The 17,856-nt window shown below is 42.2% G+C and carries 14 protein-coding genes and 2 tRNA genes; 10 read left to right on the plus strand and 6 right to left on the minus strand.

Going from position 1 to position 17,856, the window contains the following annotated elements; genetic code table 11:
- Positions 1-145 precede the first annotated feature (145 nt).
- The 3 genes from HMPREF9009_RS07375 to HMPREF9009_RS07385 form a co-directional block, all read right to left on the minus strand.
- Complete coding sequence (locus HMPREF9009_RS07375; protein WP_049701806.1) at positions 146-559, minus strand: hypothetical protein; 414 nt, start codon at positions 557-559, stop codon at positions 146-148.
- 166 nt (positions 560-725) lie between these two features.
- On the minus strand, positions 726-1,427 hold the full coding sequence (locus HMPREF9009_RS07380; RefSeq protein WP_004314382.1) for a hypothetical protein: 702 nt from the start codon (positions 1,425-1,427) through the stop codon (positions 726-728).
- Positions 1,428-1,464: 37 nt separating this feature from the next.
- On the minus strand, positions 1,465-1,923 hold the full coding sequence (locus tag HMPREF9009_RS07385) for a hypothetical protein (RefSeq protein ID WP_008641854.1): 459 nt from the start codon (positions 1,921-1,923) through the stop codon (positions 1,465-1,467).
- A gap of 281 nt (positions 1,924-2,204) precedes the next feature.
- On the opposite strand from HMPREF9009_RS07385, the gene HMPREF9009_RS07390 reads away from it, so the two are divergent.
- Complete coding sequence (locus HMPREF9009_RS07390) at positions 2,205-4,628, plus strand: DUF2339 domain-containing protein (protein WP_049701807.1); 2,424 nt, start codon at positions 2,205-2,207, stop codon at positions 4,626-4,628.
- 94 nt (positions 4,629-4,722) lie between these two features.
- On the opposite strand, the gene trpS is transcribed toward HMPREF9009_RS07390, so the two are convergent.
- A complete protein-coding gene (gene trpS, locus HMPREF9009_RS07395; RefSeq protein ID WP_004314379.1) occupies positions 4,723-5,817 on the minus strand; it encodes a tryptophan--tRNA ligase in 1,095 nt (364 codons plus the stop codon).
- A gap of 426 nt (positions 5,818-6,243) precedes the next feature.
- Here trpS and carB point away from each other — a divergent pair, with 426 nt between their 5' ends.
- The 9 genes from carB (at position 6,244) to HMPREF9009_RS07440 (ending at position 16,760) form a co-directional block, all read left to right on the plus strand.
- The gene (gene carB / locus HMPREF9009_RS07400; protein WP_004314378.1) at positions 6,244-9,465 is read left to right on the plus strand and encodes a carbamoyl-phosphate synthase (glutamine-hydrolyzing) large subunit; all 3,222 of its coding nucleotides are present in this window, start codon (positions 6,244-6,246) and stop codon (positions 9,463-9,465) included.
- A gap of 243 nt (positions 9,466-9,708) precedes the next feature.
- Positions 9,709-10,482 carry a peroxide stress protein YaaA gene (gene yaaA / locus HMPREF9009_RS07405; RefSeq protein ID WP_049701808.1) on the plus strand — a complete coding sequence of 258 codons (774 nt, stop codon included), beginning with the start codon at positions 9,709-9,711 and terminating at the stop codon, positions 10,480-10,482.
- A 3-nt stretch (positions 10,483-10,485) separates the two neighbouring features.
- The gene (locus HMPREF9009_RS07410) at positions 10,486-11,040 is read left to right on the plus strand and encodes a sugar O-acetyltransferase (protein WP_049701809.1); all 555 of its coding nucleotides are present in this window, start codon (positions 10,486-10,488) and stop codon (positions 11,038-11,040) included.
- A gap of 312 nt (positions 11,041-11,352) precedes the next feature.
- Positions 11,353-11,427, plus strand: a tRNA-Val gene (locus HMPREF9009_RS07415).
- 34 nt (positions 11,428-11,461) lie between these two features.
- Positions 11,462-11,536: transfer RNA gene (locus HMPREF9009_RS07420), tRNA-Val, on the plus strand.
- 142 nt (positions 11,537-11,678) lie between these two features.
- Positions 11,679-13,025 carry an adenylosuccinate lyase gene (purB, locus tag HMPREF9009_RS07425; protein WP_049701810.1) on the plus strand — a complete coding sequence of 449 codons (1,347 nt, stop codon included), beginning with the start codon at positions 11,679-11,681 and terminating at the stop codon, positions 13,023-13,025.
- Positions 13,026-13,099: 74 nt separating this feature from the next.
- Positions 13,100-14,587 carry a pseudouridine synthase gene (locus HMPREF9009_RS07430; protein WP_008641865.1) on the plus strand — a complete coding sequence of 496 codons (1,488 nt, stop codon included), beginning with the start codon at positions 13,100-13,102 and terminating at the stop codon, positions 14,585-14,587.
- A 138-nt stretch (positions 14,588-14,725) separates the two neighbouring features.
- Positions 14,726-16,129, plus strand: coding sequence for an asparagine--tRNA ligase (asnS, locus tag HMPREF9009_RS07435; protein WP_004297192.1), 1,404 nt, complete (start codon positions 14,726-14,728; stop codon positions 16,127-16,129).
- Positions 16,130-16,268: 139 nt separating this feature from the next.
- Positions 16,269-16,760 carry a DUF4488 domain-containing protein gene (locus HMPREF9009_RS07440; RefSeq protein WP_049701811.1) on the plus strand — a complete coding sequence of 164 codons (492 nt, stop codon included), beginning with the start codon at positions 16,269-16,271 and terminating at the stop codon, positions 16,758-16,760.
- Positions 16,761-17,067: 307 nt separating this feature from the next.
- Here HMPREF9009_RS07440 and HMPREF9009_RS25705 read toward each other — a convergent pair whose 3' ends face one another.
- Positions 17,068-17,244 carry a hypothetical protein gene (locus HMPREF9009_RS25705; RefSeq protein ID WP_153882612.1) on the minus strand — a complete coding sequence of 59 codons (177 nt, stop codon included), beginning with the start codon at positions 17,242-17,244 and terminating at the stop codon, positions 17,068-17,070.
- Positions 17,245-17,480: 236 nt separating this feature from the next.
- Entirely contained in the window at positions 17,481-17,855 is a 375-nt protein-coding gene (locus HMPREF9009_RS25035; RefSeq protein WP_049701812.1) for a helix-turn-helix domain-containing protein, read from the minus strand.
- Position 17,856 lies beyond the last annotated feature (1 nt).

Genomic DNA, 17,856 nt, shown 5'->3' on the forward strand with positions numbered 1-17,856 from the left:
GCATTCAGCGATTCTCTGTAATCGCTTGCTGGAAAGGAAAAGCGGCTGAAAGCGAACCCTGAAAAGAGAGGTTCATGCTTTCAGCCGCCTTTTTTATATCTGTTATTTGGGGGTATCTCCTCTGATATTTTGTTTTTGTTTTAGTTTATTTGACAGGCTGATAATCTCTGAATTTTCCATAAAATCTTGGGGTCGGCACATAAATAGGTTGACTGGGAATACCGATATTTTGCAGTTTGCCTTCCTGACGGAGTCGGCGAATATGAATCATGGCTGTGGAACGTACCATCCCTGTGATGCCTTGAAAGTCGGAACGTTGCATAATCTGATGATCGCTGAAATACTCTTTTAGCCGCATGTCTATCTCTATTTCCGATAATTTGGCAGAGTGCTTGACTCGCTTCATTTGCTTTGTTTTTATATATCCGACAGATTGTTTCAGCTTCTTGTCCGAACGAAACTGTATCGCTTTTAATTTTACTTTTGAATTTCTGCGGGGAGTATCTGCAGAGATCTGTTCTCTGTTCAATCGGATTTTTAATCCGATTGCTTTGAGCATCAGGATTTTCAATTCGAACTATATATTAAAGTATAGGTGTATTGCGGATTATAAATCCTGATACTCGGAGAACGGCGGATTGCAAATCCGCCGGGACGCCGGGACGCATAATGTTTGGTAACTAGCTAACCTTCCGCTGTTATTTTTTCTAAGTATATGTCCTTCTTTAGCTAAATATCGGCAATGAGACTTTCAAATTAGGATATTTGTCACCCAATTGTTTCAAGAAGTCATTGCCAATGATAATATCCTGTATTGTTTCTTGTGGATCTGTCGGAATCTCCGGGATATTTGTAAATATCAGACAGGAGTAGATAATGAGTTCAACAGGTTTCTCATCGGTTTGCAATGAAAGTTTGTATGCTTTCACGTTGTTTCCTCTGGCTTGTGCCTGTGCTTGTACTTGTCCCTCCATAGGAATTGCGATGAGACGGGAATTTTCAAGACGCGCCTGATTGAATACAAAATGATTGTCGATTTCTCCATCTGTGTCTGTATCGAATAGGTGCAGATTGTCTCCGCTCAATACCAGATATTTGGGAGTTTGTACGGTATTGAAACGTACAGTTCCTAAAGTGGCCATTCCTTTCAGCTTATCTTTCATCCCGTCTTTGAGTGCGGATGCTACACCATATTCATTGCTGGCATAGTTGAAAGCGTCAATTTTTTCTTCTCCCATAGCTTCTTTCAGGAAAGATAAATCAGAGTTTAAGCAGAGTTTTTTATACTGTTCTGCATTTGCAAATTCAGCTTTGAAATCGGTGTTGTTCACTACTTGTGCCTGTTGCGAGTTTTTGTTTTTCATGTAAAACCAGTATCCTAGATATAGAACAATGAAAATGACCGGAATAAAGGTGTAAATAGACATAGTTTGTACTTTTTAATGTTATTAATAATGGTTTGTTTTATACTTCCACGGGTTTCACTTCTTTCTTTTTTCCAGGAATACATCCCCAAATGATAAGGGCAATTATAAGAAGTCCGACAGCTTTACCACCATAACGGGAATAGAAACCGACCTTGTTCAACTTCTCTCCATCCAAATTATTTTCTTTTAGGATGGTAGCCAGTTGTTCTTCCGTCAGTTCATAGTAAGTGTCTTCCTTTTCGCAATAGCCGACCAGGCGAGGCTCTTTCTCTATGTATAGAGGGAGAAGGTAAGCGATGTTGAACTCCTGATGGAAAGTTGCCAGATCAATGTAGTTTCCATCGTCTGTTTGGTACTCTTCGGTATCAGGCAAATCTGCTACTTTGGTTAATACTTCGCGGTCGCCGAAAGGGATTTTTAAACCACGTGCGGATACTGTTTGGCAAGATAAGAAAAGAATGCCGCCAAGTGCAAATAGAAATTTAAGGTGCTTCATGCTTCTTGTGTTTAAGTGAATAATTTGTGTGATTTTTATTGATATTGTGGCAAAGATAGGAAAAAGAAGAATAAAAGCCGTATAATTGTTTGAAATTTGTAAGCTCTATTCTTTTTTATAAAATGAGGAGATTTTTTTCCTGATTTAGAGGATTTGTATCCTGATTTATGCAATTGATGTAAAATTGCATTGTTGGGATAATCCAAATAATTTAATAACAATTGATTGGAGCTATTAATAATTATCTATATTTGTGCTATAGAACTCAAATCTGGAATATTATGGACGACTTTAATACCGTATATGCACTACTCGTTTTAGTTATGTTATTTATTTTATTGAGTAGGTTGGACAATCGCTTCGGAAAGATAGAGAAAGAGTTGAATGAGATAAAGAAACGGATGGAAGATTATCTCAAGGTTCAGCAAAATTCTGTTGCTGAAGCCTCCAAGCCGAAAGAGGAAATATCAGAAAAAGAAACAAAAGATATTCCTGTGATGCCTCAAGCGGCAGAGCATGTTAAGGCAGTAAAGACCGGACAACGAGAAGAGGCTGTTCAGGAAAAACACGAACCGGTTGTTGAAGCAGTTGTCCGTGAGACATTGGAAAAGACGCCTGAAAAGACGCTTGAAACAAGAATGGAGGAAGTTTGCGTAGAGGCTGTTCGGAAGGAATCCGCTGAATCTTCGACTGTGCCAGTTGTACCGGTTACTCCGGCTACTCCGGTTGTTCCGGTTGCCCCGACTGTTCCGAAACAAAAGAAGCAGGTGAACTATGAAAAATTCATCGGTGAGAATCTTTTCGGAAAGATTGGTATCCTTATATTTGTAATCGGTGTAGGTTTCTTTGTAAAGTATGCCATTGATAAAAACTGGATTAATGAAACCTTCCGTACCGTGCTTGGTTTCTTGACGGGAGCTGTATTGCTGGCTGTTGCCGAACGGTTGCAAAAGAAATACCGAACCTTCAGTTCGCTGCTTGCGGGTGGTGCTTTCGCTGTGTTCTATCTTACAGTTGCCATTGCTTTCCATTATTATCATATTTTCTCGCAGACTATGGCCTTTATCATTCTGATTGGTGTCACAGTGTTTATGTCTATTCTGTCTGTGGTATATAATCGGCGTGAGTTGGCTATCATTTCTCTTGTAGGAGGATTCCTTGCGCCATTCATAGTGAGTAGCGGGGAAGGAAGTTATTTGGTACTGTTCACTTACGTGAGCATATTAAACTTGGGTATGTTCGGACTTTCCATTTATAAAAAGTGGAGTGAACTTCCAATGATTTCATTTGTCTTTACTTGCCTGATAATGGGAATCTTTCTTTTGTTTAACTATACCTCTAGTTCTACGGTTATTTCGAACCATCTGTTTTGGTTTGCTACTCTGTTCTATTTTATCTTTTTACTTCCGGTGTTCTCTATCCTTCGTGGAGAGAATATGCGGACGATGAGCCGGGGATTAGTATTCGTCATTATAACGAATAATTTTATCTATTTGCTTTCAGGAGCCTTATTCTTGCAGAATATGGGATTGTCTTTCAAAGCAAGCGGCTTGTTGAGCCTGTTTATCGCTCTTGTTAATTTAGGACTGGTTCTTTGGTTGTGGAAGAATAGGAAGGAATATAAATTCCTCGTGCATACCACGTTGGGGCTTGTGCTGACATTTGTCTCCATTACAGTTCCGATTCAACTGGACGGAAACTATATAACCTTGCTTTGGGCATCGGAAATGGTATTGCTGTTGTGGCTCTATGTTAAGTCGAAAATTAGAGTATATGAGTATGCGGCTAAAGTTCTGGTAGGACTCACTTTCGTTTCTTACTTGATGGATGTGTATAGTGTGATGTTTGAACATCATTCCTTAGATACAATTTTTCTGAATAGTTCATTTGCCACCTCTTTGTTTGTGGGATTAGCGACAGGAGCATTTGCTTTATTAATGGAATATTATCATTCCTTCTTCTCTACGGCACGCCGGTTGAAATACAGCTTCTGGAATCCTTTTATGCTTATCGTCTCCGTAATCATACTTTATTATACATTTATGATGGAATTCAATTTGTATTTTGAAGGGGCGACGAGAAGCGGAGCTATGTTCTTGTTTACAGCCATATCCATTTCGAGTGTTTGCTATGCTTTCAGAAAACGATTCCCGATAACGAAACATCTCACTTCTTATATCTTGACTATCGGGGCAAACGTACTTGTATATATTATAAATATATGGGGCGACCAGAGAATATGGACTTCCCCTCCTGTTGTACTACCATGGCTGACAGCTGTGTTCGTAATAGCGAATTTGTATTATGTAGCACGTATGTACTATACATCAATCGGCATAAAATCCCGTTTCACCGTATATCTGAATATTCTTGCCACGCTCCTTTGGCTGACAATGGTACGCTCTTTCCTTTGGCAAGTAGGAGTGGACGATTTCAGTGCCGGGCTGTCACTCTCATTAAGCATTGCCGGGTTCGTCCAAATGGGGTTGGGCATGCGCCTGCATCAGAAACTACTCCGTATGGTGAGCCTTGCGACTTTCGGATTAGTCCTGCTCAAACTCGTCTTTGATGATTTATGGGCTATGCCGACCATTGGCAAGATTATTGTATTTATCATTCTGGGATTGATATTGCTGATACTTTCATTCCTTTATCAGAAATTAAAGGATGTGTTGTTCAAGAATGACGAGGAAGAAACAAACTGAATCTTTGAAAAATATCCGATAAGAAAGGCTGCCTGTTCTACAAAAGAAGGGCAGCCTTTACCTTATAATTATGTTTATTCCCAGACGAAATCTTTTACTCTTGCGAGAAACGTTTCACCTGCTCTTCGATTAATTCCTTATCATCAAAATAATTAATCTTCATCGCCTTCTTCACGTCAGCCAAAGTCTCGGCAGCCGCAGCCCTTGCCACTTCGCAGCCTTGCTGAAGCATCTCGTAGATAGCAGGGATATCCTTGCTGAACTCCTTGCGACGATTGCGAATCGGTTCCAAAGTCTCCTGCATGATGGAATTTAGGAAACGTTTTACTTTCACGTCACCCAATCCGCCGCGTTGATAATGCGCTTTCAGTTCTGCCAGATTCGGATAATCCGGTAAATAACGTTCGAAATGTTCGGGGAGGCAGAAAGCATCTAGGTAAGTAAATACCGTATTACCTTCAATTTTTCCCGGATCTTGTACGCGGAGATGCCCCGGGTCGGTATACATACTCATGATTTTCTTTTGGATTTCTTCCGGTTCTTCCGAAAGGTAGATGCAGTTTCCGAGCGATTTACTCATTTTAGCTTTACCGTCAGTTCCCGGAAGACGCAGACAAGCTGCATTGTCCGGCAACAGGATTTCCGGTTCTACCAATGTCTCACCATATATATAGTTGAAACGGCGAACGATTTCGCGAGCCTGTTCGAGCATCGGTTCCTGGTCTTCACCCACAGGGACAGTCGTTGCGCGGAATGCTGTAATGTCTGCTGCCTGGCTGATGGGATAAGTGAAGAAACCTACGGGAATACTTGCTTCAAAGTTACGCATCTGGATTTCCGATTTCACGGTCGGGTTACGTTGCAGGCGGGATACGCTGACAAGATCCATATAATAGAAACTAAGTTCGCATAGTTCCGGTATTTGCGACTGGATGAAAATCGTAGCTTTAGTCGGATCAATACCACAAGCCAGATAATCAAGAGCAACTTCGATTACATTCTGACGCACCTTTTCCGGATTGTCTATATTGTCTGTCAATGCCTGTGAATCGGCAATGAAGATAAACATCTTACTATAATCACCTGCGTTTTGCAGGTCAACTCTGCGTTTCAACGAACCTACATAGTGACCGATATGAAGTCTTCCGGTAGGACGGTCGCCCGTCAATATGATTTTTTCTTTTCCCATATTTATTACCTTATTATATAATGGCGACAAAGATAAGGATAAAAACTGAAAGAAACATCAAAATGCAGTTACTTCATGATTTGTGCCTGCTTAAGATAAGAATGTAATCATTAAAAGCCAATGGAAAAACGACTGTTTCATTAACGCGGTAAATTATTTCAGTAAAAAAGTGAACATATCTTTTTGTCATGTGCAAAATATGTCGTTACTTTGCACAAATTTTGAAGTCAACAATGAATCAACAGGAAATTAGAAGCAAGTATTATTTACATTCGGATGTTTTTCATCCCGAAACGAAAGTCTTCTTCTCTTATTTCCAAAAACAATATTTTAGTTCTTTGGTAATGCGTTAATCCTTTTTTGAGGGTAACGCATTTTTTTTATGAACGGACTTAGAAATAACAACTTATTATAACAACAAAAGAAATGGAAAAGGAAATCAAGAAAGTTCTCGTTTTGGGTTCTGGAGCACTCAAAATCGGACAAGCCGGAGAGTTCGACTACTCAGGCTCACAAGCACTGAAAGCTTTGAAAGAAGAAGGTATCAGCTCAGTATTGGTAAACCCGAACATCGCAACCATTCAGACTTCTGAAGGTATTGCCGATAAAGTGTATTTCCTTCCCGTGAATACTTATTTCGTAGAAGAAATTATCAAGAAAGAACGTCCCGATGGTATCCTTTTGGCATTCGGCGGACAGACTGCATTGAACTGTGGTGCTGAACTTTACACACAAGGTGTTCTTGATAAATACGGAGTAAAGGTGCTCGGAACTTCAGTAGAAGCTATCATGTATACAGAAGACCGTGACCTGTTTGTGAAGAAACTGGACGAGATAGAAATGAAGACTCCGGTCAGCCAGGCAGTAGAAAACATGGAAGATGCCATTGCTGCTGCACGCAGAATTGGTTATCCTGTCATGGTGCGTTCTGCTTATGCACTGGGTGGTCTTGGTAGCGGTATCTGTGCCAATGAGGAAGAGTTCCTGAAATTGGCAGAGAGCTCATTTGCTTTCTCCAAACAAATTCTGGTAGAAGAGTCTTTGAAAGGCTGGAAAGAAATCGAATTTGAAGTGATCCGTGACGCTAACGACCATTGCTTCACAGTAGCCAGCATGGAAAACTTCGATCCGCTGGGTATTCATACCGGCGAATCAATTGTAGTAGCTCCCACCTGCTCGCTGGATGATAAAGAACTGGCTCTGTTGAAAGAACTTTCTACCAAATGTATCCGTCACCTCGGTATCGTGGGTGAATGTAACATTCAGTATGCTTTCAACTCTGAAACGGATGACTACCGTGTGATTGAAGTAAATGCCCGTTTGAGCCGTTCTTCTGCATTGGCTTCTAAGGCTACCGGTTATCCGTTGGCATTCGTAGCTGCTAAAGTGGCACTTGGTTACACACTCGACCAGATTGGCGAGATGGGAACCCCGAACTCTGCATACGTAGCTCCGCAACTTGACTACTATATCTGTAAAATCCCTCGTTGGGACTTGACGAAGTTTGCCGGTGTATCCCGTGAAATCGGTTCAAGCATGAAATCGGTAGGTGAAATCATGTCTATCGGTCGCTCTTTCGAAGAAATCATCCAGAAAGGCCTTCGTATGATCGGTCAGGGAATGCACGGTTTCGTAGGTAATGACGAACTGCACTTTGATGATCTTGATAAAGAGCTTTCTCGCCCGACTGACTTGCGTGTTTTCGCCATTGCACAAGCAATGGAAGAAGGTTACACCATCGAACGTATCCACGACCTGACAAAGATCGACCCATGGTTCCTTGGCAAACTGAAAAATATCGTAGACTACAAAGCGAAATTGTCTACTTATAATAAGGTAGAAGATATACCTGCCGATGTAATGCGTGAAGCTAAAGTGTTAGGTTTCTCTGACTTCCAGATTGCCCGTTTCGTACTGAATCCAACCGGAAACATGGAGAAAGAAAACCTGGCAGTGCGTGCTCATCGTAAGTCTATGGGTATCCTCCCGGCTGTAAAACGTATTAATACAGTTGCTTCCGAACATCCGGAACTAACTAACTATCTGTATATGACTTATGCAGTGGAAGGTTATGATGTAAACTATTATAAGAATGAAAAATCAGTAGTCGTACTAGGTTCGGGTGCTTACCGTATCGGCAGCTCTGTAGAATTTGACTGGTGCTCGGTGAATGCAGTTCAGACTGCCCGCAAACTGGGTTACAAGTCTATCATGATTAACTACAACCCTGAAACGGTTTCTACTGACTATGATATGTGCGACCGTCTCTACTTCGACGAACTTTCGTTCGAACGTGTACTTGACGTAATCGATCTCGAACAACCTCGTGGTGTGATCGTTTCGGTAGGCGGACAAATCCCGAACAACCTGGCTATGAAACTTTACCGTCAGTCGGTTCCTGTATTGGGTACTTCTCCGATTTCTATCGACCGTGCTGAAAACCGTAACAAGTTCTCTGCTATGCTCGACCAACTGGGTATCGACCAACCGGCTTGGATGGAACTGACCAGTCTTGAAGAAGTGAAGGGATTTGTAGAAAAAGTAGGCTACCCGGTATTGGTTCGTCCTTCTTACGTCCTTTCAGGAGCAGCAATGAATGTTTGCTATGACGATGAAGAATTGGAAAACTTCCTGAAGATGGCTGCCGAAGTTTCTAAAGAATATCCGGTTGTTGTTTCCCAGTTCCTTGAAAATACGAAAGAGATTGAATTTGATGCCGTTGCGCAGAATGGTGAAGTGGTAGAATACGCAATCTCCGAACACGTAGAGTTTGCCGGTGTTCACTCCGGTGATGCTACTTTGGTATTCCCGGCACAGAAGATTTACTTTGCAACAGCTCGTCGCATCAAGAAGATCAGCCGTCAGATTGCTAAAGAACTCAATATCTCCGGTCCGTTCAATATCCAGTTCCTGGCTCGTAACAACGAAGTGAAAGTAATCGAATGTAACTTGCGTGCTTCTCGTAGCTTCCCGTTTGTTTCTAAAGTTCTGAAACGTAACTTTATCGAAACTGCTACCCGCATCATGCTGGATGCTCCATACTCACGTCCGGATAAGTCGGCATTCGATATCGACTGGATTGGTGTAAAAGCTTCTCAATTCTCTTTCTCTCGTCTGCACAAGGCTGACCCGGTATTGGGCGTAGACATGTCTTCTACAGGTGAAGTGGGATGTATCGGTGACGATTTCTCTGAAGCATTGCTGAATTCAATGATTGCTACCGGATTCAAGATTCCTGAAAAAGCAGTGATGTTCTCTTCCGGTGCAATGAAGTCGAAAGTAGATTTGCTGGATGCCAGCCGTATGCTGTTTGCTAAGGGCTATCAGATTTACGCAACTGCCGGAACTGCTGCCTTCTTGAACGCTCACGGTGTAGAAACGACTCCAGTTTACTGGCCGGATGAAAAACCGGGTGCAGAGAACAACGTCATGAAGATGATTGCTGACCATAAGTTTGATTTGATCGTTAACATTCCGAAGAATCACAGCAAGCGTGAGTTGACGAACGGTTATCGTATCCGTCGCGGTGCAATCGATCATAACATTCCGTTGATTACCAATGCTCGTTTGGCAAGTGCCTTTATCGAAGCATTCTGCGAATTGAAACTGAATGATATTCAGATTAAGAGCTGGCAGGAATATAAATAAAAACAGCTTTAGCTGTCTATTAGATAAGGAGAACTCTCTCTTTGGTTTGTCCAAAGGGGGAGTTTCTTTTTTATTAGTAAATATAGCACATCAGAGTGTGTTCTATATAGGGAGTGTTTTGTTATTAATAAATGATTAAAGTTAATTATTGGTTGAAACTAAGTAGAATCTGTCTATCCATCAGCAAGAGAAGCGATTTATTTTTTATTTTTGTTTCTTGAAAAGATAAAATCAGATAAAACAATGTTAGTACTTCTATCTTGTGCCAAGACTATGAGTGAGACTTCAAAGGTGAAAGTACCTTTGACGACAGTTCCACGATTTCAAAAAGAAGCTTCCGGGATTGCTTTGCAGATGTCACAGTTTTCGGTGGATGAACTGGAACGTCTGTTGCGTATAAATGCTAAGATGGCGGTGGAGAATTATAAGCGTTATCAGGCTTTTCATGCAGAAGACACCTCGGAACTGCCCGCTTTGCTGGCTTATACCGGAATTGTATTCAAGCGACTGAATGCAAAAGATTTCTCGAAAGAAGAATTTGAATATGCGCAGGAACATCTGCGGTTGACTTCTTTCTGTTATGGGTTGTTGAGGCCTTTAGATGTCATTCGTTCCTACCGCTTGGAAGGAGATGTAGTGTTGCCGGAACCGGGTAATCAGACCATGTTCTCCTATTGGAAATCCTGTCTGACGGATGTTTTCATCGAAGATATAAAGAAAGCGGGAGGCATACTCTGCAATCTGGCTAGCGACGAGATGAAAAGTTTGTTCGATTGGAAGCGTGTGGAGAGAGAAGTACGTGTCGTTACTCCCGAATTTCAGGTGTGGAAGAACGGGAAATTAGCTTCGATAGTGATCTATATCAAGATGTCCCGTGGTGAAATGACGCGGTTCATTCTGAAGAACAGAATCGAAAATCCGGAGGATTTGAAAAGCTTCTCCTGGGAAGGATTCGAATTTAACGAATCTCTTTCGGATGAAAAGAAGTTTGTATTTACTAACGGTAAAGAAATATAAAGTATGACGGAAGTAGAAAAGATGCGTAGTACCCAGTTGGCTGATATGGCTGCGCCGGAATTGCAGGTGCGTTTTGAACATGCCAAGAAGCTGCTGGCGCGTATGCGGGGAATGAGCACTTATGATGCGGGGTATCGGGAATTATTGGAAGAACTGGTACCGGAGATTCCTGAAACTTCAATAATCTGCCCGCCTTTTCATTGCGATCATGGAGACGGAATCAAATTGGGTGAACATGTATTTGTGAATGCCAATTGCACTTTCCTGGATGGAGGATATATCACGATAGGCGCCCATACGCTGGTTGGACCTTGTGTGCAGATTTATACGCCGCATCATCCGATGGATTATCTGGAAAGAAGAGGCTCTAAGGAATATGCTTATCCGGTGACGATTGGCGAAGACTGCTGGATTGGTGGCGGTGCTATTATCTGTCCCGGCGTGACGATTGGCAATCGCTGTGTGATAGGGGCGGGGAGTGTTGTGACGAAAGATATTCCCGACGACAGTGTGGCAGTCGGGAATCCGGCACGTGTTGTTCGCAAACAGGTAGTTTAACGTTTGACCGGAAAAGTTATTTCCCGGATTTAAGCGTTCCTGCGTTACTATCTTTGTTGGGAATTCGTTTTCCTGCAGATTCTATTTTAATTATTAATGATAGAAAAAGAGGTGCGACTATCTTTATTTTGTTCTGTTTATTAGATGAACCGGAAGAAGTGAAAGTGACAAGAAAAAAGTTTTTATTATTATTTGCTGATAATCAGAGTGTTTCTTTATTTGATAAAAACTTTCTTGAAAAATAATACATGAAATGTTTGCAGAATTCAAAAAATGCCGTACCTTTGCATCGCTTTTGAAACGGAAGTGTACGGGCGTTTAGCTCAGCTGGTTCAGAGCATCTGCCTTACAAGCAGAGGGTCGGCGGTTCGAATCCGTCAACGCCCACACAAAAAATGAAACACTTCCGGCTCATTAACAAGGGCGTTTAGCTCAGCTGGTTCAGAGCATCTGCCTTACAAGCAGAGGGTCGGCGGTTCGAATCCGTCAACGCCCACACCAAAAAGGAAGTCTTACGAAGAAATTCGTGAGACTTTTTTTATTTCTTACCTCTTTTATACAAACTTTCTTTCTCCTTTTATCTTATAACTCAGGAAAAAGAGTTAATTTTGCAGTCTGATAATTATCTAAGAAAACGTATGGAACTTGATGTATTAACGGCCATATCCCCGATTGATGGTCGATATAGAGGCAAAACTAAAGCTTTGGCAGCTTATTTCTCTGAATTTGCACTGATTAAATACCGTGTACAGGTAGAGGTGGAGTATTTTATCACCTTGTGCGAACTTCCTTTGCCGCAATTGAAAGGAATCGATAGTAGCGTGTTTGAAACTTTACGGAATATCTACCGTAACTTCTCTGAAGCAGACGCACAACGCATTAAAGATATCGAAAGTGTAACTAACCACGATGTGAAAGCCGTAGAATACTTCCTGAAAGAAGAGTTTGACAAAATGGGCGGAATGGATGACTATAAAGAGTTTATCCACTTCGGACTGACTTCTCAGGATATTAACAATACGTCTGTTCCTCTTTCTATCAAAGAGGCATTGGAGCAGGTTTATTACCCGTTGATTGAAGAGCTGATTGCACAGTTGAAAACCTATGCGACAGAATGGGCTAACATTCCGATGCTTGCCAAAACTCACGGTCAGCCGGCTTCTCCTACCCGTCTGGGTAAAGAAGTGATGGTATTTGTTTACCGTCTCGAACGTCAGTTGGCTATGTTGAAAGCATGTCCGCTTACCGCTAAGTTTGGCGGTGCTACCGGGAACTACAATGCGCATCACGTGGCTTATCCTCAATATGACTGGAAACAATTCGGCAATCGGTTTGTTGCAGAAAAACTGGGACTGGAACGCGAAGAATATACAACGCAGATTTCGAACTATGATAACCTCTCTGCTGTTTTTGATGCTATGAAGCGTATCAATACCATTATGGTGGATATGAATCGTGACTTCTGGCAGTACATCTCTATGGAGTACTTCAAGCAGAAGATCAAAGCTGGAGAAGTAGGCTCGAGCGCCATGCCGCATAAAGTGAATCCGATTGACTTTGAAAATGCAGAAGGTAACTTGGGCATAGCAACGTCTATTCTGGAACATTTGGCTGTGAAGCTTCCTGTTTCCCGTTTGCAGCGTGACTTGACAGACTCAACAGTGTTGCGTAATGTCGGTGTACCTTTCGGTCATATCGTGATTGCCATCCAAAGTTCTTTGAAGGGATTGCGCAAACTGTTATTGAACGAACCGGCTATTTATCGTGATTTGGATAATTGTTGGAGTGTAGTGGCAGAAGCTATTCAGACCATCCTGCGCCGTGAGGCTTATCCGCATCCGTATGAAGCTTTGAAAGCGTTAACCCGCACCAACCAAGCTATTACAGAAAGTTCTATTAAAGAGTTTATCGAAGAATTGAATGTAAGCGAAGATATTAAAAAAGAGTTAAGAGCAATCACTCCCCATACATATACGGGGCTTTAATTGTTTACTTATATAATAAACGTGTTTTTTTAATAGGCCGTGAGGCCAAAGTCTAATTTTATTCGAATAAAAAAATGAGCACAGAAAACGAAGAATGGCGCGAAAATTCTTTCAATGAAGAGAATACAGGTGCCGGCCGTGATGGTAACAGGTCTTACAACAGAGAAGGTGGAGAACGTCCGTATCGTCCTTCTTACAACCGTGAAGGCGGGGATCGTCCGTATCGCCCGCGATTTAATGCCAACAATGAAGGAGGCGAACGCCCGCAGCGTTCGTACGGTGACCGCTCTTATGGCGACCGTCCCCAACGTCCTTCTTACAATCGTGAAGGTGGAGATCGTCCGTATCGTCCTCGCTTCAATAACAATAATGAAGGAGGTGAACGCCCGCAACGTCCTTACAACCGCGAAGGTGGTTCTTATGACCGTCCTCAACGTCCTTCTTACAACCGTGAAGGTGGTGACCGTCCTTACCGTCCCCGCTTCAATAGCGGCGAAGGTGGTGAGCGTCCGTCTTATGGCGATCGTCCTCAACGTCCTTCTTACAACCGTGAAGGTGGCGACCGTCCTTACCGTCCCCGCTTTAATAACGGCGAAGGTGGCGACCGTCCTCAACGTCCTTCTTACAACCGTGAAGGTGGTGATCGTCCGTATCGTCCCCGTTTCAATAACGGCGAAGGTGGCGGCTATCGCAGCAATAACGGCGGTGGAGGTTATCGTCCGAGATATAATAACGACCGTCAAGGAGGATATCGTCCTCGTCCGCGTACCGGCGATTATGATCCGAACGCTAAGTATAGCGTAAAGAAACAGATCGAGTACAAGGAACAGTTCGTTGATCCGAATGAACCGATTCGTCTGAATAAGTTCCTGGCTAACGCAGGTGTTTGTTCCCGTCGTGAGGCTGATGAATTTATCACAGCAGGTGTGGTTTCTGTAAACGGTGAAGTGGTAACGGAATTGGGTACGAAGATCAAACGTTCGGATGTGGTTAAGTTCCACGACGAACCGGTAAGCATCGAACGCAAGGTATACGTATTGCTGAATAAACCGAAAGATACCGTTACTACATCGGATGATCCGCAGGAACGCCGTACAGTAATGGATTTGGTGAAAGGCGCTTGCAACGAACGTATTTATCCGGTAGGACGTCTGGACCGTAACACGACTGGTGTACTGTTACTGACGAATGACGGTGATCTGGCTTCCAAGCTGACACACCCGAAATTCCTGAAGAAGAAAATTTATCATGTTCATCTGGACAAGAACCTGACTAAAGCAGATATGGAGCAGATTGCAGCTGGTATCCAGTTGGAAGATGGCGAAATCCATGCAGATGCGATCAGCTATACAGATGATTTCAAGAAAGACCAGGTAGGTATCGAAATTCACTCCGGTAAGAACCGTATCGTTCGCCGTATTTTCGAATCACTGGGTTATAAAGTAGTAAAACTCGACCGTGTATTCTTCGCTGGGCTGACCAAAAAAGGTCTGCGTCGCGGAGACTGGCGTTACCTGTCGGAAGCAGAAGTAAACTACCTCCGCATGGGATCTTTTGAATGAAGAATTAAGAATTAAGAACGAAGAATTAAGAATTGAAAATGAGGAATGGAACATGAAGAATTATCAGGGCGTGTTTGCATAGCACAGCCAAATTCTTCATTTTTCATTCTTCATTCTTCATTAATCAAAGTAAGTTAAATGGAAAAGATTGGTAGAACAAAAATTGTTGACCTGTTGAAGCGCACAGACATTGGCGCTATGGTCAATGTGAAAGGATGGGTTCGCACCCGTAGAGGTAGCAAACAAGTAAACTTTATCGCACTGAATGACGGTTCTACAATAAATAATTTGCAGATCGTAGTAGATTTGGCTAATTTCGATGAAGAGATGCTGAAACTGATTACTACCGGCGCTTGTATCAGCGTGAACGGAGAAATGGTAGAATCAGTAGGTTCCGGACAGAAAGTGGAAGTACAGGCTCGTGAAATCGAAGTGCTGGGTACTTGCGATAATACATATCCATTACAGAAGAAAGGCCACTCTATGGAATTCTTGCGCGAGATTGCTCACTTGCGTCCGCGTACCAATACATTCGGTGCAGTGTTCCGCATCCGTCACAACATGGCGATTGCTATTCACAAGTTCTTCCATGAAAAGGGCTTCTTCTATTTCCATACGCCGATCATTACGGCTTCCGATTGTGAAGGTGCCGGACAGATGTTCCAGGTGACTACCATGAACCTGTATGACTTGAAGAAAGACGAGAGAGGTTCTATCTCATATGAAGATGATTTCTTCGGTAAGCAGGCAAGTCTGACTGTTTCCGGTCAGCTGGAAGGTGAGTTGGCGGCTACTGCTTTGGGAGCTATCTACACATTCGGTCCTACGTTCCGTGCCGAAAACTCCAATACTCCCCGCCACTTGGCAGAGTTCTGGATGATTGAGCCGGAAGTGGCTTTCAACGACATTACAGACAACATGGACTTGGCAGAAGAGTTCATCAAATATTGTGTGAAATGGGCGTTGGATAACTGTGCGGATGATGTGAAGTTCCTGAACGATATGTTCGACAAAGGCTTGATTGAACGTCTGCAAGGTGTATTGAAAGATGATTTCGTACGTTTGCCTTATACAGACGGTATCAAGATTCTTGAAGAAGCTGTTGCGAAAGGACATAAGTTCGAATTCCCGGTTTACTGGGGAGTGGACCTGGCTTCCGAACACGAACGTTTCTTAGTGGAAGAACACTTCAAACGTCCGGTGATTCTGACTGACTATCCGAAGGAAATCAAGGCCTTCTATATGAAGCAGAACGAAGACGGTAAGACAGTACGTGCCATGGACGTTCTTTTCCCGAAAATTGGTGAAATTATCGGTGGTTCCGAACGTGAAGCCGACTATAACAAGCTGATGACCCGTATTGAAGAAATGCACATCCCGATGAAGGATATGTGGTGGTATCTGGATACCCGTAAGTTCGGTACTTGTCCTCACTCCGGTTTCGGATTAGGGTTCGAACGTCTGTTATTGTTTGTAACAGGTATGGCGAATATCCGTGACGTGATACCGTTCCCGCGTACACCAAGAAATGCTGATTTCTAATATTTCGGTATATTTATGTAAAACTCGCATAATCTTCAGGTTATGCGAGTTTTTTTATGCTCTGAATTGCTGTATTCTCAAAATAAATCTTTATATTTGGAAATACGCATTCGAGAGTGTTAACTAAAATAATACAACAATGAAAAAGCTCTATTTTTTTACCATGCTTTCAATAATGTTGTTAGCGGTAACAGGTGCGACGGCCCAGAAGAAAACCAAATTCAAAGCGGCTGATTTGAAAGGTATTTGGCAGCTCTGCCATTATGTATCCGAGTCTCCCGATGTTCCGGGAGCGTTGAAACCCAGTAATACATTTAAAGTATTGGGTGATGACGGACAAATCGTTAACTTTACCATTATTCCCGGTGCGGATGCGATTATTACTGGATACGGTACTTATAAACAACTCACGGACGATTCTTATAAGGAAAGTATCGAGAAGAACATTCATCTCCCGATGCTGGACAATCAGGACAATATTTTGGAATTTGAGATTAAGGACAATGATTATCTCCATCTGAAATATTTTATCAAGAATGATTTGAATGGAAATGAGTTGAACACCTGGTATTATGAAACCTGGAAGAGGGTGGAGATGCCGGCTAAATTCCCGGAAGATATTGTGAGATAATTTCCAACGCACATGTGCAGGAAGGGGATAAAACCGATATATAGAGGGGTGGCAGATAGATATTACTATGTAAATATCCACCTGCCACTTATTCTTTTAGTATGTGAGGTATGAGCTATCGGGAAAAAGGGAGGCAGTCCTAAAACCCTGTGGGTATATTAAATTTCTGTTGCTTATTGAACGGTTATTTTATTTTTTGTTCTTATGCTCTTCTGTCTGTATTAAATTCTCATTTAACTAAAAAGCGGTGTGGTTTTGAACTAATTGTGCCGAAAATTACCAAAGCCCCAATTAAGTTTAGTTTTTCTCATTCACATCCTTCACGGATGGTAACCATCTGTTTGATAGGTGTTTTCTGTGAACAAATAAAGAAAAGTCTTATCTTCACGCTCTTCACGCCTTCACAATCCCCACAGTTTACACTTTCACAGTCCGCAACCTTCGCATCGACATTGTCAATCTTAGCAAATTGAACAGCTTGCATCTAAGAAGCCGACTAGAGTTGTCCATCTAGTCGACTATTGTTGTCTAATCAGCCGACTATAGTCAGCCAGGCAGACAACTATAGTCGGCGATTAATAAATAGAAATAAAGTATACGAGAAGGCGGTAGTTTATCAGTAATAAGAAGGCTGATTCTTAATATTGGTAATGAATAAAAGATATTCATTACCGTGCAGACATGAATAAATTATTGTGATATAGGATGCCCTGAAGCACATTATCCAGACTTCCAAACTGTCTCCCCCGATTTTTTAGACTGATCCAACAATTGTTGCTTCAACCACTCCAGCAGTTCGTTCGGAAGCTGTGAGGTGTCGATGCCTTTCTCTTTGACAGGGATTACAATGCAAGGTATATTCTCGTCCGTGGATTTCAGTTTCTGCAGATAGACTTCTTCAATGAAGTTGTATTGAAGAACTTCAGAGATGAGTAGAAGACGTTCCATATCTATGTTTTTACTGTTGAAAATATGGTAGAGAGAAGTCCGTGCGCAATGAATTTGCCGGGCGAACTCTGCATAACTGATACCGCGTTCATCTACTTTCTGCTGTATGAGTTTTTCAATATAGATGTCTTTAAATTTAGATTCCACA

This window comes from Bacteroides sp. 3_1_13, from assembly GCF_001185845.1.
In the GTDB taxonomy this organism is placed as follows: Bacteria; Bacteroidota; Bacteroidia; order Bacteroidales; family Bacteroidaceae; genus Bacteroides; species Bacteroides xylanisolvens.